The organism is Pseudomonas sp. MOIL14HWK12:I1, assembly GCF_000510705.1.
Lineage (GTDB): Bacteria > Pseudomonadota > Gammaproteobacteria > Pseudomonadales > Pseudomonadaceae > Chryseomonas > Chryseomonas oryzihabitans.
The window spans coordinates 1,196,806-1,218,982 of the sequence record NZ_KI783307.1 but is presented as its reverse complement, the minus strand read 5'-3'; the positions used below and the strand labels follow the sequence as shown (position 1 = coordinate 1,218,982).

Here is a 22,177-nt window from a genome sequence, read left to right as displayed (position 1 = left end):
GCCGGTCGATGGGAGCCCAATACAGACCCCACGACCTGCTCTGGGGCCTGACGCCGGATGGCCTCCCGCCGGAAGCCCCGGCCTGGGCGGTAGAGGTTGTCCAGGCCGGCCTGCCGGTGGTGGTCCGGCGGGCTGCACCCGAGGCTGACCGCATTCCGGTCGGCCTGCGCGGCACCACCCGCGCCGAACGGCTGGCGGCCTTACTGGAGCCTTCTGCCGTGAGACGCCAGATCTCACCCGAGGCCCTGAGAGTCTCCACGGATTGCCGTGACCTGCCCGTCTTCTCGACCCTGGCCTTTATCGAACCGCTATTGGATGACCTGGGGCTGTCCTGGGGACCCACCGGCGCCGCGGGTTATGAATTGGCCTCAGGCTGGCCGGCGCTGCACGCCGGGAGCGATCTGGATCTGCTGATCCGCTGCGCAACCCCGCTGTCGCGCGACCAGGCCCGGGCCTTGCTGACGTCCCTGCAGGGGCAAGCGCTTTGTCGTCTGGACATCCTGCTGGAAACTCCGCTCGGCGGCGTGGCCCTGGCCGATTGGGCCGGAAACGCCCCACGCGTGCTGCTCAAGACCGCCGCCGGTCCCCATCTGGTAGGCGATCCCTGGCCGGAGGCGCATGCCGCATGAGTACCCTCTTCCAGTTTCCCGGCCAGGGCGCCCAGCGGCCCGACATGCTGCACGCTCTGCCCGACGACGCCGAGATCCGGCGGACGCTGGCGGAAGCCGCCGAGGTGCTGGACACCGACCCCCTGAGCCTGGACTCTGCCCAGGCCCTGGAACACACCCGCGCCGTGCAGCTCTGCCTGCTGATCGCCGGCGTCGCCACGGCGCGCCTGCTCTTGAGCCGCGGCCCGGCGCCGCAACTGGTGGCCGGGCTGTCCATCGGTGCCTATGCCGCCGCGGTGGTGTCCGAGGCCCTGGGCTTCGCCGATGCCCTGCGCCTGGTGGCCCGCCGCGGTGAATTGATGCAGGCGGCCTACCCGTCCGGCTACGGCATGCTGGCGATCCTTGGCCTGGGGCGCGGTGCGGTCGAGAAGCTGGTCTCTGACCACCAGCGTCCTGACGCGCCGCTGTACCTGGCCAACGCCAATGCCGAGCAGCAATACGTGGTGGCGGGGAGCGACGCGGGCCTGGCCACGCTGGCCGAGGCGGCGCGCGCCCAGGGCGCGGCGGCGGCCAAGCGCCTGGCCATGAGCGTGCCGTCCCATTGCCCGCTGCTGGCGGAGGCTGCCAAAACTCTTGCCCAGGCCTTCGCCGGCGTCGAGCTGCGCGCGCCGCGCCTGGCCTATCTGAGCGGTACCTCGGCACGGCGGCTGGTGCGCGCCGAACAGCTGCGCGACGACCTGGCCTTCAACATGGCGCGGCCCATCGAATGGCACGCCACCCTGGAAGCCGCCCGCGAGCGCGGCGTGCGCCTCGCCATCGAGCTGGCGCCGGGCAGTGTGCTCACCCAACTGGCCAGGCGCGTGCTGCCCGCCAGCGGTGTTCTGGCCTGGCAGGATACCCACCCCGACACCCTGGACGCGCTGCGGCGCGAGGAGGCGGCGCGACTGGACTGAGCTTTTCGCACGAGTCGGCCGCCCTCACCCCGGCCCTCTCCCAGAGGGAGAGGGGGTAAGAGCGGGAGCCGTGCCAGGCTTACACCCAACCTACAGGAACAACGGAGACCTTCAGACAGGGCGGCTGCCCTCACCCCAGCCCTCTCCCTCAGGGAGAGGGGGCAAGAGCGGGAGCGCTGCCCCAGGCTTCACCCCACCCCAAGCACAACCGAGGACAACAACAATGATCATCTACGGTGTAGCGCTCCTGGCCGTCTGCATGCTTGCAGGCGTCATCATCGGCGACTTCCTGGGCGTCCTGCTCGGGGTCAAGTCCAATGTCGGCGGGGTGGGCATCGCCATGCTCCTGCTGATCTGCGCCCGGCTCTACATGGAGCGGCATGGCGGCATGAGCAAGGAATGCGAATTCGGCGTCGGCTTCTGGGGCGCGCTGTATATCCCGGTGGTGGTGGCCATGGCGGCCCAGCAGAACGTGGTCACCGCCCTGCACGGCGGACCGGTGGCGGTGCTGGCCGCCGTGGGCGCCGTGGGGATCTGCGGCTTGACCATCGCCCTGATCAGCCGCAGCCATCGCGGCGAACCGCTACCGCCACTGCCGGACGCCGCCGTGGCCCCCGCGCCAGCGGTCACTCATGCCGCACCGGTCGGAGGTCGCTAGGATGAACGACATCGTCACCAAAGCCCTGCAACACAACGGCCTGGTTGCCGCCTTCGCGCTGATCGGCCTGATCATGTGGATCTCGGTGATCCTTTCGCGCCGGCTGACCTTTGGCCGGGTGCACGGCTCGGCCATCGCCATCGTCATCGGCCTGGTACTGGCCTGGGTCGGCGGGACCGTCACCGGCGGCCAGAAGGGCCTGGCCGACCTCGCGCTGTTTTCCGGTATCGGCCTGATGGGCGGCGCCATGCTGCGCGACTTCGCCATCGTCGCCACCGCCTTCGAGGTCCAGGCCACCGAGGCGCGCAAGGCCGGAATGATCGGCGCCGTGGCCCTGCTCCTCGGCACCGTGCTGCCCTTCATCGTCGGCGCCGCCGTGGCCTGGGCCTTCGGCTACCGCGACGCGGTGAGCATGACCACCATAGGCGCGGGCGCGGTGACCTACATCGTCGGCCCGGTGACCGGCGCCGCCCTGGGCGCCAGCTCCGACGTCATGGCGCTGTCCATCGCCACCGGCCTGATCAAGGCGATCATCGTCATGGTGGCGACGCCCGCGTCGGCGCGGCTGCTGGCGCTGGACAACCCGCGCTCGGCGATGGTCTTCGGCGGTCTGGCCGGCACCGTCAGCGGCGTCACCGCGGGGCTCGCCGCCACCGACCGCCGCCTGGTGCCCTATGGCGCCCTCACCGCCACCTTCCACACGGGTCTGGGCTGCCTGTTGGGGCCGTCGCTGCTGTTTTTCTGCGTGCGGGCGCTGGTGGGCTAAGAGCAACTGGTAAACCTGCTGCGCGTCCGCCAGACGGGCGCGTGCAGTGCTCGGAATCCTCATGTACCGCTCGTACACTCGTGCGCGAGCCCGGTCCGCTTCCTGCGCACCGCGCGCACCCGCCTGACAGCCGCTCGCTACGCTTTACTAGCCGCTCTAAGAACGCGCGTACATCCGGCATTCGGCGACGAAGGCCAGCAGATTGGGATCGCGCTCGCGGCTGCGCAGGAAGACCGCGCCGATGCGCTGCTGCAGCCGGTAGCGCGGGGCCAGGGGCAGCAGCTTGAGGCGGTTCTGGTAGACCGCCTCGACCCGCCCGGGCAGCAGGGCGTAGCCCACCCCGGAGCTGACCATGCTCATCAGCGAGAAGATGTCGTTGACCTGCATGATCACCTCCGGCTCGAAGCCGGCCTGGGCGAACACCTGGCGGCCGTCGCGAAAGGTGGCGAAGCCCTGGGTCAGGGTCACGAAGGGCACCCCGGCGAGATCGCGCAGGTCCACCTCGGCCTGGTCGGCGAAGGGCGAGTCGCTGGGCGCGGCCAGGAAGATGTCGTCGCTGAACAGCTCGACGCTCTCGCAATCGGCATCCACCACGGCGTCGTCCAGGGCCACCAGCATGGCGTCCAGCTTGAAGTCGCGTAGCTGCTCGGCGAGATCGGCGTTGGAACCCAGCACCAGGTCGATGTTGAGTTCGCTGCGCCTGAGCTTGAGGCCCATGATCAGCTGGGGCACGGTCTTGACCGTCAGCGAATAGAGCGCCCCCAGGCGAAAGCGATCGGCCGAAAAGCCCGCCGCCTGCCGGGTCAGCCGCACCGTCTCCGCCAGGTCCTGCATCAGTCGCTCGGCCCGCGCCTCCAGCACGAAGGCGCCGTCCAGCGGCGTCAGGGTACGCCCCTCGTGCTTGAACAGCGGACAGCGCAGGGCGTTCTCCAGCGAGTGGATGGCGCGGTGCACGCTGACATGGCTGGTTCCCAGCTCGGCGGCGGCCCGCGCCAGGTTGCGACTGCGCATGAAGGCCAGAAAGATCTCCAGCTTGCGCAGGGTGAGGTCATCGGTATCGGACATGGCGGCCAGCGGGCGGTGAGAGACAGTTGATCACCTTGCCCGGATGGGCGGGCGGCGTCGAGGGCTGCGGCCCGGACTGGCCGTGACCGCCCTCACCCCGTACCCTGCCCTGGCATCGTCCCGGGTCTGAGATCTATGCAACTGGAATGGCTGGAAGACTTCATCGAACTCGCGCGCACCCGCAGCCTGTCGCGCGCGGCGGAAAATCGCTTTGTCACTCATCCAGCCTTCGGTCGGCGCATCCGCGCCCTGGAAGACTGGTGTGGGGCGCCCCTCATCCGTCGCCAGCAGCCCATCAGCCTGACCCCTGAAGGTCTGCTGTTGCTGGAAACGGCACGGGAGGTCGTCGACCGATTGAGCGAATGCCGCTCGCTGTTTCAGGGTGCCGCCCTGCAGCGCGAACAGCCGATCCGTATCGCCACTGGCCGGACCCTGGCCAGCGACTTTTTTCCGGAGTGGTACGACAGCTTGAGCGTACGGTTCGGCGAGTTTCCCGTCTCGCTCATCACCAGTGGCGCCCAGGAAGCCATCGGTCGGCTGGCCGCAGGCGATGCCGACCTGATGCTGATCTTCAGCAGTCCGCTCACCGAGCGGTTGCTGGACCCTGCACGTTTCGAAACCCTGGTCATCGGTCAGGACGAGCTGCTGCCGGTCTGCGTACCGGATGGGGACGGACAACCGCGCTATCGACTGGAAGACGGCGCCGCTGCGGTGCCTTGGCTGGCCTTCGCGCCGTCGCTGGCACTGCGCGGCGTACTGGCTCGGCACCTCTCCCGGCTGCCGAGTAAGCTGGCCATGCGCATGATCTACCAGGCCGATTCCTATCCGGCCATCCACCAGATGGCGCGCCGTGGACACGGCCTGGCCTGGCTGCCCCGCATGGTGGTGCGCGAGTCCCTGACCCAGGGCAGTCTGGTGTTGGCGGGATCGACGGGGCTGATCGCCACCTTCGATATCTGCCTGCATCGCTTGCGCGGTCCGCACGATGAACGCCTCGAGCATATCTGGCGAACCCTTGCGACGAGCGCCCCATAGCGGTGCACGACAAAATAATCAGCACCTGAACCCAAAGGGACAAGCACGGCCCTGAGCACCTGTGCCTGGTCGGCCCAGGCCTGTGCCGAAACGGCAATTGAGCCGGTGCCTGGGATTGACCCAAGGTAAAGCCTCAATCGTGAAGGCGCTGCCACCCCTGGCGGCGCTCCACCAAGGGGAACCCGGTCATGTCGCACTCCATATCGACCCTTGCCAGCGCCGAGGCCGCCACAGCGGCCCGGCGTGGCTCCTGGAAGGAAATCTGCGCGGCCGGCATCGGCAATGCCCTGGAATTCTATGACCTGCTGATCTACGGCTATTTCGCCGTGATCATCAGCCGACAGTTCTTTCCAGCCGAGAACGAAACCACGTCGCTGCTCCTGAGCGTGGCCACCTTCGCCATCTCCTTCATCATGCGGCCGCTAGGCGCCGTAGTGCTGGGCTCCTACACCGACCGTCGTGGCCGCAAGGCCTCGCTGACGCTGTCCATCGCCCTGATGATGATCGGCACCCTGTTGATGACCTGCGTGCCCACCTATGGCCAGATCGGCCTGCTGGCTCCGCTGATCGTAATCGTCGCACGGATGCTGCAGGGCTTCTCCAGCGGCGGCGAATTCGGTGCCTGCACAGCCTTCATGGCCGAGAACGCCACCGAAGGTCGCCGCGGCTTCTTCGCCAGCTGGCAACTCTCCACCCAGGGCCTGGCCACGGTGTTCGCCGCTGGCGTCGCGGCGGCCCTGAGCTATGTGCTCAGTCCGGCGCAACTGGATGACTGGGGCTGGCGACTTGCCTTCGGCATCGGTCTGCTGATCGGTCCCATCGGCCTGTACATTCGTCGGCAGATGGACGAGACCCCGGAATTCAAGGCGTTGGCCCGCCGCGAGGGCCCGGAGCCGACCCCGGTACGGGATCTGCTCAAGGCCGACTGGGCCGTACTGCTGCTGTGCATCGGCGTGGTGTCCGGCGCCACCGCCTTCAATTACGTGCACAAGCTGTACATGCCCACCTATGCCATGAAGCAGCTGCACATCGCCGCCACCTCCTCCTTCCTCGGTGCCTTCATCACCGGCCTCGCCATCATGCTCATGTCGCCGGTGTTCGGCATCCTCTCCGACCGCTTCGGCCGGCTGCGGGTACTGGGCATCGCCATGACGCTGGTAGGGCTTTCTTCCTATCCGTTGTTTCTGCTGCTCAATGCCCTGCCTTCCATCACTACCCTGCTATTGGTGCAGGCACTGGTGGGCGTCCTGATCGCCGCGTCCTTGGGTCCCATCCCGGCCATGCTCTCCGACGCCTTCCCCACCCGTACCCGCGGCTCAGGACTGTCACTCAGCTACAACTTTTCGGTCACGGCATTCGGCGGCTTCGCCCCGCTGGTGGTGACCTGGATGATCAACAGCAGCGGCGACAACCTGGCGCCCAGCTATTACGTGATGGGCACCGCTGCCCTGAGTCTGATCTCCATCCTGGCGCTGACCCGCACCCGTCGCCATACCCCGGTTTGATCCCCCACCGGGGCGCGGCCCCGGTCTGCCTACCCTTAGGAGTCTGCCATGACCACCCTCGCCCAGATCCGTGCCGGTCTGCCCCGCTATCCCATCGAGGTCGAATTCCCCGACATCGAGCGCTGGAAGACCGGCAATACCGGCATCGATTATGTGCACAGTTTCGACAGCGGCATCGAAGGTCCCCACGTCGCCATCATGGCCCTGACCCATGGCAACGAGGTCAGCGGCGCCATTGCCGTGGATGAGCTGCTGCGTCGTGGTATCCGGCCAAGCCGGGGCAAGCTGACCCTGGCCTTTGGCAACGTGGCCGCTTACCAAGCCTTCGACCCGGACGACATAGACGCCACCCGCTACCTGGAAGAGGACATGAATCGCGTCTGGCTGCCTCAGCGGCTCCAGGGGCCGGCAACGACGGCCGATCTGGCCCGTGCACAGCAGTTGCGTCCGTTGATCGACGAGGTGGACTGGCTGCTGGACATCCACTCCATGCACGAGCATTCCGCACCGTTGATGATGACTGGTCCGTTGGAAAAGGGGCTGCGCCTGGCTGCCCAGCTGGGCACTCCGGAATTCGTCATCGCCGACGAAGGCCACCAGAACGGCCGGCGGCTGCGCGACTTTGGTGGCTTCGGCCAACCCAACAGCCAGAAGAACGCCCTGTTGATCGAAACCGGCCAACACGTGCTGGCCGTGAGCCGGCAGATCGCCCTCGACTGTGTCGCCCGCTTCCTGCTGCTGGCGGAGGTGGTGGAAGAAGCCGCGGTGGCCGACCTGCTGCAGGTAGCCAAGCCAACGCGCCAGCGTTTTCTGCGGGTGACCGAAGCGATCGTCGCCGACACCCTGGACTTTCGTTTTACCCAGGACTTCAAGGGTCTGGAAACCATCCCCGAAGCAGGTACCCTGATCGCCACCGATGGCGAGCGCGAGATCCGCACTCCCTATCCGAATTGCGTGCTGATCCAGCCCTCGATCCGCCACCTGGGTAGCGGCGTCACCGTCGTGCGCCTGGCGCGGGAGCTGGGTGAAGACGAAGTGCCCCGTTGACGTAGTGGGGCGCTGGACTGCGGCGCCGCCGAGTGCGGTCCGCAGCCCTACTCCCTACAACCAACCCTTGATCTGCTGGCAGACCGCCGTGGTGGAGATGCCGTAGCGGTCGTGCAAGGTCGGCAGCGCCCCGGCGTCGAGGAAGGCGTCGGGCAGCGCGATCTGGCGGAAGGTGGGCGTCACGCCGTTGCGCAACAGGGTGGTCGCGACGGCCTCGCCCAGGCCACCGATCAGCGAATGGTTCTCCGCCGCCACCACCAGCCGCCCCGACTTGCGGGCTTCCGCCAGGAGGGTGGCTTCGTCCAGTGGCTTGATGGTCGGTACGTGCAGCACCGAGACGTCCACGCCATCCGCGGCCAGGGCCTCGGCGGCCTCCAGGGCGCGCATGGTCATCAGGCCGGTGGACACCACCAGCACGTCGCGTCCGGGGCGCACCACCTGGGCCTTGCCGAGCTGGAAGCGGTAGTCGTAGCGATCCAGCACCAGGGGCACGTTGCCGCGCAGCAGGCGCATATAGACCGGCCCCTGGTGGGCGGCGATGGCCGGCACCGCCTGCTCGATCTCCAGGGCATCGCAGGGGTCGATCACCATGAGGTTGGGCATGGCGCGAAAGATCGCCAGGTCGTCGGTGGCCTGGTGGCTGGGGCCGTAGCCGGTGGTCAGCCCGGGCAGGCCGCAGACGATCTTGACGTTGAGATTCTCCTCGGCGATGGCCATGCAGATGAAGTCGTAGGCGCGTCGCGAGGCGAACACCGCATAGGTGGTGGCGAAGGGCACGCAGCCTTCGCGGGCCATACCGGCGGCGGCGCTCATCAGCAGCTGCTCGGCCATGCCCATCTGGTAGAAGCGCTCGGGATGGGCCTTGGCGAAGATGTGCAGGTCGGTGTACTTGGCGAGGTCGGCGGTGAGGCCGACGATGTCCTGGCGCTGTTCGGCCAGGGCCGCCAGGGCATGACCGAAGGGAGCCGGTCGCGTGGGCTGGCCCTCGGCGGCGATGCTGGCGATCATCGCCGAGGTGGTCAGGCGTGGCTTGGTGGCGGTGGTAGTCATCAGAAGTCCCTCCCGGCATCCAGGGCGTCGAGGGCCAGGGCCCATTCGTGCGCCTCGACGCGGATGAAGTGAGTCTTGTCGCGGGTTTCCAGGAAGGGCACGCCCTTGCCCATGCGGGTATCGCAGAGAATGATCCGGGGCTGCGCGCCCGGGTGCTGGCGAGCCCGGTCGAAGGCGGCGACCAGCGCCCCGCGGTCGTTGCCGTCGACGCGCTGGACGAACCAGCCGAAGGCCTGCCAGCGCTCGGCGAGGGGCTCGAAGGCGAGGATCTCGCGGCAGTGGCCGTCGGCCTGCTGGTTGTTCACGTCCACCAGGGCGATGAGATTGTCCAGTTGCCAGTGGGAAGCCGACATGGCCGCTTCCCAGGTGGCGCCTTCGTTGAGTTCGCCATCGGACAGCAGGTTGTAGACGAAGGATTTCGACTGCTTGCGCTTGAGGCCGAGGCAGGCGCCCACGGCGATGCCCAGGCCCTGGCCGAGGGAACCGCCGGTGATCTCCATGCCGGGGGTGTAGGCGGCCATGCCCGACATGGGCAGGCGGCTGTCGTCGCAGCCATAGGTCTCCAGTTCTTCCTGCGGCACGATCCCGGCCTCGATCAGCGCGGCATAGAGGGCGATGGCGTAGTGGCCGATGGACAGGTAGAAGCGATCGCGCCCTTCCCATTCGGGCGCCTGCGGCTGGTAGCTCAGAGCATGGAAGTAGGCGACCGCCAGGACGTCGGCGACGCCCAGGGCCTGGCCGACATAACCCTGGCCCTGGATCTGGCCCATGCGCAGGGCATGGCGGCGGATGTTGTGGGCGCGCTCGGCCAACGAGAGCGTTGTGGGTTGTGGCGAAGAAGCGGTCATGATCTGTACCTCGATTAGCGATTGACCAGGGCGGCGGGAATGCGCAGGACCAGCGTGGCGCCGATCACCAGCACCCCGGTGATGAGGAACATGCCGATGGCACTGGAACCGGTGCTGGTGGTGATCCAGCCGATCAGGTAGGGCGAGCAGAAGCCGGCCAGGTTGGCGAAGCTGTTCACCGCGGCGATGCCGGCGGCGGCGGTGACCCCGCCCAGCAGCGTGGTGGGCAGCATCCAGAACAGCGAGGATGCGGAGAGGATGCCGGCCGCGGCCAGGCACAGGCTGAGGATCGACAGGGTGACGTTGTGGCCGAACGCCGCCGCGAGGCTGAGGCCGCAGGCGCCCAGCAGCATGGGAATCACCAGGTGCCAGCGGCGCTCGCGGTGCCGGTCGCCGCTGCGCCCGGCCAGCAGCATGGCGACGATGGCGCACATATAGGGCAGGCTGGTGAGCAGGCCGATATGCAGCGGATCGGCGACCCCCGAATTGCGCACCAGGGTCGGCAGCCAGAAGGTGATGGCGTACTGGCCCATGACCACGCAGAAGTAGATGGCGGCCAGCAGCCACAGCCGGCGATCACGGATGAAGTCGCGCACGCTGGCGTGCTCGGTCTTGTGCTGGTTGTCCTCGGCCAGTTCCTTCTGGATCAGCGCCTTTTCCTCGTCGTCCAGCCAGGTCGCCTGGTGCACGCCGTCCTTGAGATAGCCGAGCACCATCAGCCCCACCACCACCGTGGGGATGGCTTCGATGACGAACATCCACTGCCAGCCAGCCCAGCCGTGGACCCCGGCGAACTGATTCATGATCCAGCCCGACAGCGGTCCGCCGATCATGCCCGACAGCGGAATGGCGACGAACCAGAGCACCGTCATGCGGGCGCGGCGGTAGGAAGGAAACCAGTAGGTGAGATAGAGCAGCAGGCCCGGCGCCAGGCCGGCCTCGGCTACGCCGAGTAGGAAGCGCAGCAGGTAGAACTGCCAGGCCGTCTCGACGAAGGCGAACATCCCGGAAAGGATGCCCCAGGTGATCATGATGCGGGCGATCCAGCGGCGGGCGCCGACCTTGTGCAGGATGATGTTGCTGGGCACCTCGCAGAGAAAATAGCCGAGGAAGAACATGCCGGCGCCGAGGCCGTAGACGGCTTCGCTCAGGGCCAGGTCGTTCATCATCTGCAGCTTGGCGAAGCCGACGTTGACTCGGTCCAGATAGGCGCAGAAGTAGCACAGCATCAGGAAGGGCATCAGCCGCCAGGCGGTCTTGCGATAGGCGTTGGCGCGCGCTGAGGTGGCCGCTGCCAGGGTGAGCGTAGTCATGGTCTGATCTCTTGTTGTTATGGACGCCGCAGACGTGGCGCCCTTGTCGATGCAGAGCGTTGAAAACGAGGGGGCGATCAGTGGATCAGCATGCCGCCGTTGACGTCCAGGGTGACGCCGGTCAGGTAGCCGGAGAGATCGCTGGCCAGGAACAGCGCGGCATTGGCAACGTCCCTGGGCTCACCGAGGCGACCCAGGGGGATGCCGTCGATGATCGACTGGCGGCGCTCGTCGTGCATCAGCCCGCCGGTGATATCGGTCTGGATCAGGCCGGGGGTCAGGGCATTCACGCGGATGCCGTCCGGTCCGAATTCCCGCGCCATGGCCCTGGTCAGGCCCAGCACCCCGGCCTTGGCGGCGCTGTAGTGCGGACCGCCGAAGATGCCACCACCACGCTGGGCGGACACCGAGGACAGGCAGACGATGCTGCCACCACCCTGCTCGCGCATGGCCGGGATCACCGCCTGGGACATCAGCAGGGTGCCGCGCAGGTTGACGTCGAGGATACGGTCGTAGTCGGCGCGGCCGATCTCCAGGGTCTTCACCGGCTGGGTGATACCGGCGTTGTTGACCAGCACGTCGAGGCGACCGTAGTGGGCGAGCGCCTGGTCGACCGCGGCCCTGACCTGGGCCTCGTCGGCCACGTTGGCCGCCAGGCCCAGGTGACCTTCGCCGAGGCTGGCAGCGGCATTCCGCGCGGCGCTGGCATCGAGGTCGAGGATGATGACCCGCGCGCCCTGGGCGGCAAAGGCCTGAACGGTGGCGCGGCCAATACCGCGGGCGGAGGCGGCGCCGGTGACGAGGGCGATCTTGTCTTGCAGCAGCAGGGAATGCAGGGGCATGACGCTATCCTTCTTGTTGTTGTGGAGGGCTGTCGCTGAGGGCCAGAGTGCCCTCGCCCCAGGGCCCCAGCAACGCAGCCTGCGTCAGACCGTGCTGAATAAAATTCATGCCTGCGGCTTGGCAGTCGGGTCTTACCACTTGAGAATCGACCTCGAACTGGCCACAGGACCCGCGACTCATGGATTCCGGCAAGACGCTTTCCCTGCCACCCCTGAAAGCCCTTCAAGCCTTCGAGCAGACCGCCCGCTTCGCCAACGTCGCCCGCGCGGCCGAGCAACTGGCGCTGACGCCCTCGGCGGTCAGCCATCAGCTGGCCAAGCTCGAAGCCCTGGTGGGGCGCGCCCTCTTCGTCCGCGGCGCGCGCGGCATGACGCTGACCCCGGCCGGGGAGCAATACCTCGAAGACGTCAGCGAGGTGCTGCATCGGCTGGCCATGGCCACGGATCGCGCCGCCAGCGATGCCGGCCTGGAATGCCTGCGCCTGCACTCGGCGCCGAGCTTCGGCCTGCTCTGGCTGATGCCACGGCTGGAACAGTTCCGCCAGAGCCATCCCGACCTGCAGATCAATCTCTCCTGCTCCTACGAATCCCTGCATTTCAGCCGCGACAAGGTCGACATCGACATCCGCCACGGCCTGCCCAGCTGGCCGAACCTGGAGATCCGCACCCTGCAGCGCGAACGCCTGGCGGTCCTGGCCGCACCGCAGTTGCTGGAAAAACGTCCGATCCAGTCGCCGGCGGATCTGCTGCACAGCGAGCTGATCCTGTCCGAGGCCACCCTGATGAAGTGGCCCAACTGGTTCGCCCAGCAGGGCCTGGCGCTGCCGGAACGCCCCTACACCCTGAGTTTCGATCGCTCCTACATGACCCTGGAAGCCGCCCGCCATGGCCTGGGCTTCGCCCTGGAGAGCACGGTGCTGGCAGCGGACTATCTGGCCCGCGGTGATCTGGTGCGGGTGCTGCCTCAGGATGACGACCTGCCGGTGGCCGCTCACCATCTGGTGTTTCCCCGGGCGCACTCGCGCTACGCCCGGGTGCGGCGCTTTCTGGACTGGCTGCAACAGGAACTGGGCCAGCCCTTCGAGTACTAGAGCACCTGCAGCCGCTCCCTGAGCAAGGCGACGAAGGCCTGGGCCGCCGGGGTCAGGCTGCGCCCGGTGGGGGTCAGGATGCCCAGCGGCCGGGCCAGGCTCTCGCCGCGGACCGGCAGGGCCACCACCGGGGCCTCGCCACCCGCCGATTCCGGCAGCAGGGCCAGGCCCTGCCCGGCCGCCACCAGGGCTAGCAGGGTGCTCATGTAGTTGGCCTCCAGGGCCGCCACCAGGCGCAGGCCGGCGGCGGCGAAGGCGAAGTCCAGGCATTCGCGCACGCTGCTGTCGCGCCCGGTAAGCAGCAGGGGCACGGCGTCGAGTTCGGCCAGGGTGATTTCGGTGCGGCCTGCCCAGGGATGGTCGCGGGGGACGAACAGCTGCAGGTGATCGACGTACAGCGGCTGGAAGTCCAGGCCTACGGCCCGTGGGCGGACGCCGATGCCCAGGTCCACCTGCCCTTCCCTGACCAGCGCCTCGACCCGGCCGGCCACCACGTCCTGCAGGCGGACCTCGATGGCCGGATGACGCGCCTGGAAGGTTTTCAGCAACTCGGGAAAGGGGCCCATGAAAAAGGACGGCAAGGCCGCCAGGGTGATCCGTCCGCGGCGCAGGCCGGCCAGGTCCCGGGCGTGGGTCTGGACATCGCCCAGGTCCACCAGGATGCGCTCCAGGGGGCCGCGCAATTCTTCCCCGGCGGTGGTCAACTGGACCCGCCGCGGGGTGCGCTCCAGCAGTTGCACCTCCAGCCAGGCTTCGAGTTGCTGGATCTGCACGGTGAGCGCCGGGGGTGACAGGTGCAACTCCTCCGCCGCCCGGGCGAAGGAGCCCTGGCGGGCCACGGCGAGAAAGGCCTGCACATGCTGGAGCAGATTCTTCATTTTGTTTTTCTGAACGCTGCTTCGGAAGATTCCAATTTACAGGACATCGGACGTCTTCGAATACTGGACCCACAACAACAAAACCTCCCGTGCGCCCGCCTGCCGCGCCACGGTCCAAGGAGTCCGCCATGCTCGCCCTGCTCGGTGTCGTCACCATTCTCGCGTTGCTCGTTGCGGTCATGAGCAAACGCGTCTCGCCCCTGGTCGCCCTGATCGTCATCCCCATCGCCGCGGCCCTGATCGGTGGCTTCGGCCTGGGCACCAGCGCCTTCATCATCGCCGGCATCAAGGGTGTCGCCCCGGTGATCGGCATGTTCGTCTTCGCCATCCTGTTCTTCGGCATCATGACCGACGCCGGGATGCTCGATCCCATCATCGACCGCATCCTGCGCACCGTCGGCACCCGGCCGACGCGCATCGTCTGCGGCAGCGCCCTGCTCGCCCTGCTGGTGCACCTGGACGGCTCCGGTGCGGTGACCTTCCTGGTGACCATTCCCGCCATGCTGCCGCTCTATACCCGCCTGGGACTGGACCGGCGCATCCTCGCCTGCGTGGCGGCCATGGCCGCCGGGGTCAACTTCCTGCCCTGGACCGGGCCGGTGCTGCGCTCGTCGGCCGCCCTGCACGTGCCGGTGGCCGATCTGTTCCAGCCGCTGATCCCGGTGCAGCTGGTGGGCCTGGCCTTCGTCTTCGCCAGCGCCTGGTGGCTCGGGCGGCGCGAGGAGAAGCGCCTGACCCTGGCCGGCCAGGCGCCGTGGCTGGCCGGCGGTGGCGCCGGTGCCGCGCCGGAGCGGGTGCTCAGCGAGGCCGAGCGTGCCCTGCGTCGCCCGCAGCGCTTCTGGATCAACCTGCTGCTGACCCTGGTGGTGATGGGCGTGATGATCGCCGGCTGGGTCGATCCAGTGGTGATGTTCATGCTTGGCACCGTGGCCGCGCTGTGCCTGAACTACCCCTCGGTGGACGCCCAGAAGGCGCGCATCGACGCCCATGCCAAGACCGCCCTGACCATGGCCAGCATCCTCTTCGCCGCCGGGGTCTTCACCGGCATCATGCAGGGCAGCGGCATGCTCAAGGCCATGGCCCAGGTGGCGGTGGCCGGCATCCCCGCCGGACATGGCCAGCTGATCCCGGCGGTGGTGGGTTTCCTGTCCATGCCGCTGAGCCTGCTGTTCGATCCGGATTCCTTCTACTTCGGCGTCATGCCGGTGATTGCGGAGGTCGGCCGCAACCTGGGCGTCGATCCGGTGCAGGTGGCCCAGGCCTCGCTGCTCGGGGTGCACACCACCGGTTTCCCGGTCAGCCCCCTGACCCCGGCGACCTTCCTGCTGGTGGGCCTGTGCAAGCTGGACCTGGCCGATCACCAGCGCTTCACCATCCCCTTCCTGTTCGCGGCCTCGGTGCTGATGACCCTGACCGCCCTGCTCCTGGGAGTCTTCTAGATGAGCCGTCTTCTTCGCATCGGCTGCGGCGCCGGCTATTCCGGCGATCGCATCGAACCCGCCGTGGAACTGGCCGAGCATGGCCGGCTCGACTACCTGGTCTTCGAATGCCTGGCCGAACGCACCATCGCCCTGGCGCAACAGGCGCGGCTGGCCGATCCCGAGGCCGGTTTCGATCCGCTGCTGGAAGCCAGGATGCGCCGTATCCTGCCGCTGCTGAATAAGGCCGGACGGCCGCGCCTGCGGGTAGTCACCAACATGGGCGCCGCCCATCCCTCCGCCGCGGCGCGCAAGGTCGCGGCCCTGGCGCGGGAGCTGGGCGTAACCGGTCTGAAGATCGCCGCCGTGGCCGGCGACGACGTGCTGGCCCAGTTGCCCGCCGACGCCCGGCTGGACAACGGCCAGACCCTGGCCGAACTGGGCGACCGATTGATCTCGGCCAACGCCTACCTGGGCGTGGAAGGCATCGTCCAGGCCCTGCAGGCGGACGCCGATGTCATCATCACCGGGCGGGTGGCCGATCCCTCGCTGTTCCTGGCGCCGCTGGTGCATGAATTCGGCTGGGCGGCAGATGACTGGGAGCGTCGCGGACGCGGGACCCTGGTCGGCCATCTGCTGGAATGCGCCGGCCAGGTCACCGGCGGCTACTTCGCCGATCCCGGCTACAAGGACGTCCCCGACCTCGCCCGTCTGGGCTTTCCCCTGGCCGAGGTGGACGCCGACGGCCAGGCGACCCTGACCAAGGTCGCCGGCTCCGGCGGCTGCGTGACCCCGGCGACCTGCACCGAACAATTGCTTTATGAGGTCCACGACCCGGCGGCCTACCTGACGCCGGACGTGACCGCCGACTTTTCCGGCGTCGCCCTGGAGCAGTCCGCACCCGACCGGGTCGCGGTCAGCGGGGCCCGGGGCAAGCCGCGCCCGGAACAGCTCAAGGTCTCGGTGGGCTATCGCGACGGCTGGCATGGCGAAGGCCAGATCTCCTACGCCGGCCCGGGCGCCGTGGGCCGGGCCAGGCTGGCGGCTGACGTGGTGCGCGAACGCCTGCAACTCTGTGGGGTACCGGTGGAAGAGCTGCGCTGCGAACTGATCGGCTGCGACGCCTTGCACGGCGCCACCTTAGCGGCCCGGGCCAGCGGCGAACCCTGGGAGGTGCGCCTGCGCGTCGTCGGCCGTTGCGCCAGCCGGGCGGCGGCGGTGCAGATCGGCAACGAGGTGGAAACCCTTTACACCAATGGTCCGGCCGGCGGCGGCGGCGCCACCAAGGCGGTCCGCGAGGTCATCGCCGTGGCCTCGCTGCTGTGGCCGCGTGCGGCCGTCACCCCTACCCTGGAGCTGGAGACGCTGCCATGAAATTGCGCGAGATCGCCCACGTCCGTACCGGCGACAAGGGGGACATTTCGAACATGGCGGTGATCGCCTATCGCCGCGAAGACTTCGACCGCCTGCGCCAGGCGCTTACCGCGGAACGCGTCGCCGCCTGGTTCGCCGACAGTCGCCCGGCCGATGCCGCGCCGGTGCGCCGCTACGAATTGCCGGCCCTGGGCGCGCTGAACTTCGTGCTGCCCGGTGCCCTGCGCGGCGGCGTCACCCGCTCGCTGGCGCTGGACGCCCACGGCAAGGGCCTGGGTGCGGCGCTGCTGGATCTGGAGCTGGAGGACTAGAGACGCCGCTCAACCCGGAGTACCGACCCCCGCGCAGGGCAGCCGCGTCAGCAGAACGGTGTCCTTGTCGAGGGGTACCTGGGCACCCTTGCGTCTGAGTTCGTTGATGGCGTGCAGCAGGATCAGATTGACCTGCTCCAACTCACGCATGTCGTCCGCCTTCAGCAGGCGCGACACCCGCACATTGTGATCGGCCTCGATGAGGGTGATCAGCAAGCCGTCGCTGCGCCGCTCCAGCTCGTGGCGCACGGGCGGATCGAGTTGGGCCAAGCGTTCATGCAACCTGTCCATCAGCAGGGCTCCCGGAGGAACGTCACCCTGTTCAGGCTAGCCGCCTCGGTGAAGAACGCAAGGTCTCTATTCGGGGCCTGTCCGCTGACGGGAAATGCCCTCCGTTCACTCGGGCACGGGGGCGTAAACGGATGCGAGGCTGTCATGAAGCTGCCATCCACTACCGGCACGCTGGACCTCTTGACCACCACGCCGTGGCAGATGCCCATCCATGGATACTCGTCCCGCCATCCGCCCGCTCGATCCTTTCGCCGTGCCATCGCAGCGGCTCGCGCTCACTACCGACTCAGGCCACTGCCGCTCCGCCGAGGCGCACGGCCAGCGCATCGCGCTGGCCACCCAGCGGCTGATCGCGCTCGGGCATCGACGAATCCTGCTGGTCACCGCCGGTGAGCCGCCAATCGCCGACTTGCAGGCTCACAGTCAGGTCATGCTGGCGGAGGGGTTGCCCCTGTTGCCCTGCCTGGAGCTCGATCCGGCAGCCATCCTGTGTGGGCCGGAGCTCGCCACCCGCCTGCAAGGCGCTGCTCCGACCGCCCTGCTCTGCACCCAGGCTATCCTGGCCCAGACACTCCAGACCGCCCTCTACCCTGGCGCGCTACGCTCGCTGACCATCACCGGTCCCAAAGCGCGTACCGGGCCAGATAGCGCGTCCTGGCACTAGCCAGGACGTCCACGCCTTAAAAATTCGAACCCCGGATCGTCCGTCCCGCCTGATCGGGCTGCTGCAGATTGCCCGAGGTGGCGGCCTTGGCCGGATTCCAGTCGATCTCGGCGCGCTGGACCGCGGCCGCGGTGAAGCGCTCGTTGAGCTCCGGCGCCAGGCGATGCCCCCAGTAGGCCAGCTTGGCCTTGTAGCCCACGGTGATTTCCTTTTGTGGCTGCAGCAGCGCGCCGACGATGGCCTGCACCGCCTTGTCCGGCGAATCCTTGGTGGGCAGGTCGGCGCGGTGGCCGGTGTAGGTGGCGGCATGGCCCCAGATCGGCGTATCCAGCGCCCAAGGCAGCACCGTCGACAACTGGATGTTCGGCTGGCGTCCACGGCGCAATTCCTGCTGCAGCACCCGACCGAGACTGAGCACCGCAGCCTTGGATGCCGAATAGGACGCCTGGTAGGCGTGGGGAATCTCGCCGTCCACCGAGGCCACGTTGACCAGCCGGCCGTAGCCCTGGCGGCGGAAACGCTGCAGGGCCAGGTGGGTACCTATCGCCACACCCTTCACATTGGTATCCAGCAGGCGCAGGTGGTCTTCCAGGGGCACCTCTTCGAAACGCCCCACCGCCACCACGCCGGCATTGTTGATCCAGCCGTCGATGCGGCCGAAGCGCTGCTCGGCCTGCTCGGCCAGGGCGGTCATCTGCGCCACGTCGGCCACGTCAGTGGGCACTGCCAGGGCGGCCACGCCGAGGGCCTGGACCTCGACCGCCAGGGCTTCCAGCGCCTCGCTGCGCCGCGCCGCCAGCACCAGGTTGGCACCGTGCCGGGCGAGCGCCAGGGCCACGCCGCGGCCGACGCCACTGGAGGCGCCAGTGACAACGATAGTCCGGCCATTCAGCTGCTGGTGATCGATCTGCGGCGAACGCCGGGACGAGGTGCGATTCAGCAGAGCCAGGGCGGCAGGCAGGGCAAGCAACAGCGGCAGGGTACGCATCAGGGGGGGCTTCCTCAGGGTCTGTGTCTGAGGTGTGACTCCTGGGCGACCGCGCTGACGTCCCGCAGCGAGACGACCGGGGCCAGCGATGCCGGCGCCCGCCGTTTCGGTTGTCTGCGGTAACCACCGTGCCAGGGCAGCCCCTGCTGGCCATGACCGTTCGGCGGAACGCCTCAGTCCTCGGACTGGCGATGCGGCATCGCGATGCCGTGCAACTTGAGCCGCCGGTAGAGGGTGGCCCGGGACATCCCCAGCGCCCGGGCGGTCGGAATCGCCTTCCAGCGATGGCGGACAAGGGCCGCCAGGATCGCCCGCCGCTCGGGGCTGTCGATCTCGGGTGGCGGCTCGATGGCCGGCGCGCCGCCGGGCCGCAGACTGGCCGGCAGGTGATCGAGGGTGATGAGGGCGCCGTCGCACAGGGCACAGGCGTAGCGCAGCACGTTGCGCAATTCGCGCACATTGCCCGGCCAGTCATGGGCCAGGATGGCCTCCTGCACCTGGGGCGCCAGCTCCGGCGCCGGACGCTCGCCGCATTCCTCTTCGAGCAGCCGCCGCGCCAGCGCCAGGCGATCGGCACGCGCGCGCAGCGGTGGCAGCTGGAAGACGGCGCCATTGAGGCGATAGAGCAGGTCTTCGCGAAACAGCCCGGCGGCGACCTGCGCCTGGAGGTCGCGGTGGGTGGCGCAGACCAGCCGCACATCCACTCGCCGCGGCTGGGCGCTGCCCACCGGCAGCACCTCGCCTTCGGCTAGCACCCGCAGCAGCCGGGTCTGCAGCGCCAGGGGCATGTCGCCGATCTCGTCGAGAAACAGGGTGCCGCCATCGGCTGCCACGATCAGACCATCGCGACCCTGGCGCTGGGCGCCGGTAAAGGCCCCCGCGGCATGGCCGAACAATTCGCTCTCGATCAGGCTTTCCGGCAGCGCCGCGCAATTGAGGGCGACGAAGGGTCGCCCGGCACGATCGCCACCCTGGTGCAGGCCGCGGGCAAAGACCTCCTTGCCGGTGCCGGTCTCGCCGGTCACCAGGATCGGCAGGCCATGGCGATAGAGCCGCAGGGCGGTCGCGAGCGCCTGGCTGACCCGGGGCTCCTCCTCGGGGTCCGCCGCACGCGGCTCGCGAACCAGCGGGATCACCATCCCAAGACGCTGACGCGGCGCCCGTACCCGGGCGTGGAAATGTGCTTCGCCCAGCCGCAGGGGTTCGCCATGGTCCTCCTGCAACCGCGCCGGTGCATCGCGACCGAAGAGCTCGTCCAGGCGCTGCGGCAGATAGCCCAGCTGAGCGAGGCAGAGTTGCCGGGCCGGGCGATTCAGACCGGTCAGGCGTCCGCTCTGATCCCAGGCCAGCAGCAATTCCGGCTGGGTGTCGAGATAGCTGGCCTGGGCATGGCCGCAGAGCACCCAGTCACCCCGGGCGCTGTGCATGAAGTAGGCATTCTCGATGCGCTGGGCGCTGTCGCGGGTGAACTGCTGGATCAGCAGCTGGCTGCGGCGGTCGTCTGGCGAACGCGGCGCCGAGACGTCCAGTACCCCGAGCAACTCGCCGCTCGGCGCGACCACCGGCGCGGCGGTGCAGGTCAGGCCGGTAAAGGCCACGCGGAAGTGATCGGCCTTGTGCACCGTCACCGGCGCCCGGTCGGTGAGCACCGCGGCGACCCCGCAGGTGCCCTCCTCCTGCTCGGACCAGCAGGTGCCCAGGTAGAGCCCGGCGCGGCGGCATTCGTCGTCCAGCCGATCGCTGACCCGGTAATCCAGGGTATGGCCCTGGGCGTCGGCCAGCAGCACGCAGTAGTCGGCCGACTCGACCCGCGCATGCAGGGCGCCCAGCTCGCCATCGGCGACGCGCAGGAAGTCTTCCGCCGCCTGCTGGTGCTGGCGCAATTCGTAGCGCGAGAGGATGCGCGGGCCGCGCAGGCTGCCCGGGTCGAGTTGATACTGCTCGAAGGAACGACGCCAGGAATCGAGGATGCGCACGGGCGGACTGGCCGAGCGCAAGGGCGCACGCAGGGCCTGGTCGATGGCGCGGGCGTGATAGCGGGCCTGGGTAGACAACATGGGCGTCTCTCCCTGAATTCCGGTCATGGCATGGAAGGCCGGTCATTGTTCTGCCCTTCATTTAGCGCCCCCTGGCCCCGGCCTTCAAGTCCGCCGCGGCCTGAGACGAATCGTCTCAGCGTCTCGCCCTGCCGTCGCAGCCCTGAGACGCCCCAGCGCGACGCGCCCATCCCGCCGGACCTGGCCATCCCCCCGCAAAGCCGCATCCAGCCTGGCCTGTAGCGAAACTATAGCGACCTGGCACCCGCCTTGCTCAGGGCTCTGCGACGCTCCCAAGACAACGACAAGAGGGCCAGACCCATGAGCGCACCCCGGCATCGCCGCACGGCTGCCCTGACCGATGGTCCAGGCCTCGGGAGTCAGCCATGCCCATAACCGTCGGCATCCTGCCCAACCCCGCCTCGGGGCGCGACCTGCGCCGCCTGACCGGTAACGCCGCCCTGACCTCCAGCACCGACAAGGCCGGGGTGGTGATGCGCCTCTTGGCCGCCTTTGGTGCCACCGGGGTGGAGCGGGTGCTGCTGCCGCCGGACATGATCGGTATCGCCGCCGCGGTGCTCAAGGCCAGCGGCAGTCGCCAGGCCCGCGAGCAGCGCTGGCCGGAGCTGGTGTTTCTCAATCTGCCGCTGACCCAGACCGTGGACGACACCCGCCGCGCCGCGCGGCTGTTGCTGGCCCAGGGCGCGGCGGTGATCGCCGTGCTCGGCGGCGACGGCACCCACAAGGCGGTGGCCGCCGAGGTGGGCGACCTGCCGCTCTTGACCCTGTCCACCGGCACCAACAACGCCTTTCCCGAATTGCGCGAGGCCACCAGCGCGGGCCTGGCCGGCGGCCTGGTGGCGAGTGGTCGGGTCGATCCGGCGCTGGCGCTGCGGCGCAACAAGCGGCTACGGGTGGAGGTGCCGGAGCGCGGCATCCGTGACTGGGCGCTGGTGGACGTGGCGGTCTGTCGCCAGGCCTATCTCGGCGCCCGGGCGGTGACCCGGGTGGAGGATCTGGCCGAGGTCTTCACCACCTTTGCCGAACCCTGGGCCATCGGCCTGTCGGCCCTATGCGGTCTCTGGCATCCGGTCGCCCGCAGCGCTCCCCATGGCGGCTGGGTGCGGCTGGAGCCCGAGGCGCCGGCGCAACTGACCATCCCCCTCGCCCCCGGCGTGCTGGCCCAGGCCGGGATCGCCGCCAGCGGCCTGCTGCTGCCAGGCGAGCCACGCACCCTGTCGCTGGCCGCCGGCACCCTGGCGCTGGACGGCGAGCGGGAAATCGAATTCGGCCCCGAGGCGCGTCCGCAGGTGACGCTGGACCTCGACGGCCCCCTGAGCATCGACGTGGAGCGGGTGCTGGAACTGGCGGCGCAGCAGCGCCTGCTGGTCCGCCGCCGGCCCACGTCGGCCCTCGGCAATCCTGGAGAACAATAA

At 68.6% G+C, this 22,177-nt stretch carries 22 protein-coding genes and 1 other RNA gene; 14 read left to right on the top strand and 9 right to left on the bottom strand.

Features of this window, described 5'->3' with window-relative positions; all coding sequences use genetic code 11:
- Positions 1-8: 8 nt before the first annotated feature.
- The 5 genes from PSEK12I1_RS0115635 to PSEK12I1_RS24420 all read left to right on the top strand — a co-directional run bounded on the left by PSEK12I1_RS0115635 (position 9) and on the right by PSEK12I1_RS24420 (position 3,138).
- Positions 9-629, top strand: a complete 621-nt coding sequence (locus tag PSEK12I1_RS0115635; protein ID WP_027602157.1) for a malonate decarboxylase holo-ACP synthase — start codon at positions 9-11, stop codon at positions 627-629.
- Positions 626-1,561, top strand: coding sequence for a malonate decarboxylase subunit epsilon (gene mdcH / locus PSEK12I1_RS0115630; RefSeq protein WP_027602156.1), 936 nt, complete (start codon positions 626-628; stop codon positions 1,559-1,561). The genes PSEK12I1_RS0115635 and mdcH overlap by 4 nt, the downstream gene beginning before the upstream one ends.
- A 223-nt stretch (positions 1,562-1,784) precedes the next feature.
- Positions 1,785-2,219, top strand: coding sequence for a malonate transporter subunit MadL (gene madL / locus PSEK12I1_RS0115625; protein ID WP_027599553.1), 435 nt, complete (start codon positions 1,785-1,787; stop codon positions 2,217-2,219).
- Position 2,220: 1 nt separating this feature from the next.
- Entirely contained in the window at positions 2,221-2,985 is a 765-nt protein-coding gene (gene madM / locus PSEK12I1_RS0115620; RefSeq protein ID WP_027602155.1) for a malonate transporter subunit MadM, read from the top strand.
- Between the two features lie 61 nt (positions 2,986-3,046).
- A non-coding RNA gene (locus PSEK12I1_RS24420) (sX9 sRNA) lies at positions 3,047-3,138 on the top strand.
- Between the two features lie 3 nt (positions 3,139-3,141).
- On the opposite strand, the gene PSEK12I1_RS0115615 is transcribed toward PSEK12I1_RS24420, so the two are convergent.
- The gene (locus PSEK12I1_RS0115615) at positions 3,142-4,050 is read right to left on the bottom strand and encodes a LysR family transcriptional regulator (protein ID WP_027602154.1); all 909 of its coding nucleotides are present in this window, start codon (positions 4,048-4,050) and stop codon (positions 3,142-3,144) included.
- Between the two features lie 135 nt (positions 4,051-4,185).
- Here PSEK12I1_RS0115615 and PSEK12I1_RS0115610 point away from each other — a divergent pair, with 135 nt between their 5' ends.
- The 3 genes from PSEK12I1_RS0115610 (at position 4,186) to PSEK12I1_RS0115600 (ending at position 7,637) form a co-directional block, all read left to right on the top strand.
- Entirely contained in the window at positions 4,186-5,085 is a 900-nt protein-coding gene (locus tag PSEK12I1_RS0115610) for a LysR family transcriptional regulator (protein ID WP_027602153.1), read from the top strand.
- Positions 5,086-5,273: 188 nt separating this feature from the next.
- A complete protein-coding gene (locus PSEK12I1_RS0115605; RefSeq protein ID WP_037007017.1) occupies positions 5,274-6,590 on the top strand; it encodes an MFS transporter in 1,317 nt (438 codons plus the stop codon).
- 48 nt (positions 6,591-6,638) lie between these two features.
- Complete coding sequence (locus PSEK12I1_RS0115600; protein ID WP_027602151.1) at positions 6,639-7,637, top strand: succinylglutamate desuccinylase/aspartoacylase family protein; 999 nt, start codon at positions 6,639-6,641, stop codon at positions 7,635-7,637.
- 54 nt (positions 7,638-7,691) lie between these two features.
- On the opposite strand, the gene PSEK12I1_RS0115595 is transcribed toward PSEK12I1_RS0115600, so the two are convergent.
- The 4 genes from PSEK12I1_RS0115595 to PSEK12I1_RS0115580 form a co-directional block, all read right to left on the bottom strand.
- A complete protein-coding gene (locus PSEK12I1_RS0115595) occupies positions 7,692-8,687 on the bottom strand; it encodes a transketolase family protein (RefSeq protein ID WP_027602150.1) in 996 nt (331 codons plus the stop codon).
- Positions 8,687-9,535: a transketolase gene (locus PSEK12I1_RS0115590; protein ID WP_027602149.1), complete on the bottom strand. Its 849-nt coding sequence runs from the start codon at positions 9,533-9,535 to the stop codon at positions 8,687-8,689. Before PSEK12I1_RS0115590 ends, PSEK12I1_RS0115595 begins: the two co-directional genes overlap by 1 nt.
- 14 nt (positions 9,536-9,549) lie before the next feature.
- The gene (locus tag PSEK12I1_RS0115585; RefSeq protein ID WP_027602148.1) at positions 9,550-10,848 is read right to left on the bottom strand and encodes an MFS transporter; all 1,299 of its coding nucleotides are present in this window, start codon (positions 10,846-10,848) and stop codon (positions 9,550-9,552) included.
- Positions 10,849-10,925: 77 nt separating this feature from the next.
- Positions 10,926-11,675, bottom strand: coding sequence for an SDR family NAD(P)-dependent oxidoreductase (locus PSEK12I1_RS0115580; RefSeq protein WP_027602147.1), 750 nt, complete (start codon positions 11,673-11,675; stop codon positions 10,926-10,928).
- Positions 11,676-11,869: 194 nt separating this feature from the next.
- On the opposite strand from PSEK12I1_RS0115580, the gene PSEK12I1_RS0115575 reads away from it, so the two are divergent.
- Entirely contained in the window at positions 11,870-12,781 is a 912-nt protein-coding gene (locus PSEK12I1_RS0115575) for a LysR substrate-binding domain-containing protein (RefSeq protein ID WP_027602146.1), read from the top strand.
- Here PSEK12I1_RS0115575 and PSEK12I1_RS0115570 read toward each other — a convergent pair.
- On the bottom strand, positions 12,778-13,659 hold the full coding sequence (locus tag PSEK12I1_RS0115570) for a LysR family transcriptional regulator (protein ID WP_027602145.1): 882 nt from the start codon (positions 13,657-13,659) through the stop codon (positions 12,778-12,780). The two genes, PSEK12I1_RS0115575 and PSEK12I1_RS0115570, sit on opposite strands and share 4 nt — an antisense overlap.
- Positions 13,660-13,787: 128 nt before the next feature.
- Between PSEK12I1_RS0115570 and PSEK12I1_RS0115565 the strand changes: the two genes are divergently transcribed.
- Genes PSEK12I1_RS0115565 through PSEK12I1_RS0115555 form a run of 3 tightly spaced genes read left to right on the top strand, consistent with a single transcriptional unit; the run spans position 13,788 to position 16,762 of the window.
- Positions 13,788-15,098 (top strand): CitMHS family transporter, encoded by a 1,311-nt coding sequence (locus tag PSEK12I1_RS0115565; protein ID WP_027602144.1) that lies wholly within the window; start codon positions 13,788-13,790, stop codon positions 15,096-15,098.
- Positions 15,099-16,451, top strand: coding sequence for an acyclic terpene utilization AtuA family protein (locus PSEK12I1_RS0115560; RefSeq protein ID WP_027602143.1), 1,353 nt, complete (start codon positions 15,099-15,101; stop codon positions 16,449-16,451).
- On the top strand, positions 16,448-16,762 hold the full coding sequence (locus PSEK12I1_RS0115555; protein ID WP_027599562.1) for a hypothetical protein: 315 nt from the start codon (positions 16,448-16,450) through the stop codon (positions 16,760-16,762). The genes PSEK12I1_RS0115560 and PSEK12I1_RS0115555 overlap by 4 nt, the downstream gene beginning before the upstream one ends.
- A gap of 9 nt (positions 16,763-16,771) precedes the next feature.
- On the opposite strand, the gene PSEK12I1_RS0115550 is transcribed toward PSEK12I1_RS0115555, so the two are convergent.
- Positions 16,772-17,053 (bottom strand): hypothetical protein, encoded by a 282-nt coding sequence (locus tag PSEK12I1_RS0115550; protein WP_027602142.1) that lies wholly within the window; start codon positions 17,051-17,053, stop codon positions 16,772-16,774.
- Between the two features lie 211 nt (positions 17,054-17,264).
- Here PSEK12I1_RS0115550 and PSEK12I1_RS0115540 point away from each other — a divergent pair, with 211 nt between their 5' ends.
- A complete protein-coding gene (locus PSEK12I1_RS0115540; protein WP_027602140.1) occupies positions 17,265-17,717 on the top strand; it encodes a hypothetical protein in 453 nt (150 codons plus the stop codon).
- 16 nt (positions 17,718-17,733) lie between these two features.
- Here the strand turns inward: PSEK12I1_RS0115540 and PSEK12I1_RS0115535 are convergent, their stop codons facing one another.
- Both PSEK12I1_RS0115535 and PSEK12I1_RS0115530 read right to left on the bottom strand, forming a co-directional pair.
- On the bottom strand, positions 17,734-18,705 hold the full coding sequence (locus PSEK12I1_RS0115535; RefSeq protein WP_027602139.1) for an SDR family oxidoreductase: 972 nt from the start codon (positions 18,703-18,705) through the stop codon (positions 17,734-17,736).
- Positions 18,706-18,878: 173 nt separating this feature from the next.
- The gene (locus tag PSEK12I1_RS0115530; protein ID WP_027602138.1) at positions 18,879-20,762 is read right to left on the bottom strand and encodes a sigma-54-dependent Fis family transcriptional regulator; all 1,884 of its coding nucleotides are present in this window, start codon (positions 20,760-20,762) and stop codon (positions 18,879-18,881) included.
- 365 nt (positions 20,763-21,127) lie between these two features.
- Between PSEK12I1_RS0115530 and PSEK12I1_RS0115525 the strand changes: the two genes are divergently transcribed.
- A complete protein-coding gene (locus PSEK12I1_RS0115525) occupies positions 21,128-22,177 on the top strand; it encodes an ATP-NAD kinase family protein (RefSeq protein ID WP_027602137.1) in 1,050 nt (349 codons plus the stop codon).

Coding starts and splice junctions, on each gene's coding strand:
- PSEK12I1_RS0115615 (WP_027602154.1), bottom strand. CDS start 4,050: ATGTCCGATACCGATGACCTCACCCTGCGCAAGCTGGAGATCTTTCTG.
- PSEK12I1_RS0115525 (WP_027602137.1), top strand. CDS start 21,128: ATGCCCATAACCGTCGGCATCCTGCCCAACCCCGCCTCGGGGCGCGAC.
- PSEK12I1_RS0115535 (WP_027602139.1), bottom strand. CDS start 18,705: ATGCGTACCCTGCCGCTGTTGCTTGCCCTGCCTGCCGCCCTGGCTCTG.
- PSEK12I1_RS0115590 (WP_027602149.1), bottom strand. CDS start 9,535: ATGACCGCTTCTTCGCCACAACCCACAACGCTCTCGTTGGCCGAGCGC.
- PSEK12I1_RS0115570 (WP_027602145.1), bottom strand. CDS start 13,659: ATGAAGAATCTGCTCCAGCATGTGCAGGCCTTTCTCGCCGTGGCCCGC.
- PSEK12I1_RS0115610 (WP_027602153.1), top strand. CDS start 4,186: ATGCAACTGGAATGGCTGGAAGACTTCATCGAACTCGCGCGCACCCGC.
- PSEK12I1_RS0115530 (WP_027602138.1), bottom strand. CDS start 20,762: ATGTTGTCTACCCAGGCCCGCTATCACGCCCGCGCCATCGACCAGGCC.
- PSEK12I1_RS0115595 (WP_027602150.1), bottom strand. CDS start 8,687: ATGACTACCACCGCCACCAAGCCACGCCTGACCACCTCGGCGATGATC.
- PSEK12I1_RS0115600 (WP_027602151.1), top strand. CDS start 6,639: ATGACCACCCTCGCCCAGATCCGTGCCGGTCTGCCCCGCTATCCCATC.
- PSEK12I1_RS0115555 (WP_027599562.1), top strand. CDS start 16,448: ATGAAATTGCGCGAGATCGCCCACGTCCGTACCGGCGACAAGGGGGAC.
- PSEK12I1_RS0115560 (WP_027602143.1), top strand. CDS start 15,099: ATGAGCCGTCTTCTTCGCATCGGCTGCGGCGCCGGCTATTCCGGCGAT.
- madL (WP_027599553.1), top strand. CDS start 1,785: ATGATCATCTACGGTGTAGCGCTCCTGGCCGTCTGCATGCTTGCAGGC.
- PSEK12I1_RS0115550 (WP_027602142.1), bottom strand. CDS start 17,053: ATGGACAGGTTGCATGAACGCTTGGCCCAACTCGATCCGCCCGTGCGC.
- mdcH (WP_027602156.1), top strand. CDS start 626: ATGAGTACCCTCTTCCAGTTTCCCGGCCAGGGCGCCCAGCGGCCCGAC.
- PSEK12I1_RS0115605 (WP_037007017.1), top strand. CDS start 5,274: ATGTCGCACTCCATATCGACCCTTGCCAGCGCCGAGGCCGCCACAGCG.
- PSEK12I1_RS0115575 (WP_027602146.1), top strand. CDS start 11,870: ATGGATTCCGGCAAGACGCTTTCCCTGCCACCCCTGAAAGCCCTTCAA.
- PSEK12I1_RS0115540 (WP_027602140.1), top strand. CDS start 17,265: ATGGATACTCGTCCCGCCATCCGCCCGCTCGATCCTTTCGCCGTGCCA.
- PSEK12I1_RS0115565 (WP_027602144.1), top strand. CDS start 13,788: ATGCTCGCCCTGCTCGGTGTCGTCACCATTCTCGCGTTGCTCGTTGCG.
- madM (WP_027602155.1), top strand. CDS start 2,221: ATGAACGACATCGTCACCAAAGCCCTGCAACACAACGGCCTGGTTGCC.
- PSEK12I1_RS0115585 (WP_027602148.1), bottom strand. CDS start 10,848: ATGACTACGCTCACCCTGGCAGCGGCCACCTCAGCGCGCGCCAACGCC.
- PSEK12I1_RS0115635 (WP_027602157.1), top strand. CDS start 9: ATGGGAGCCCAATACAGACCCCACGACCTGCTCTGGGGCCTGACGCCG.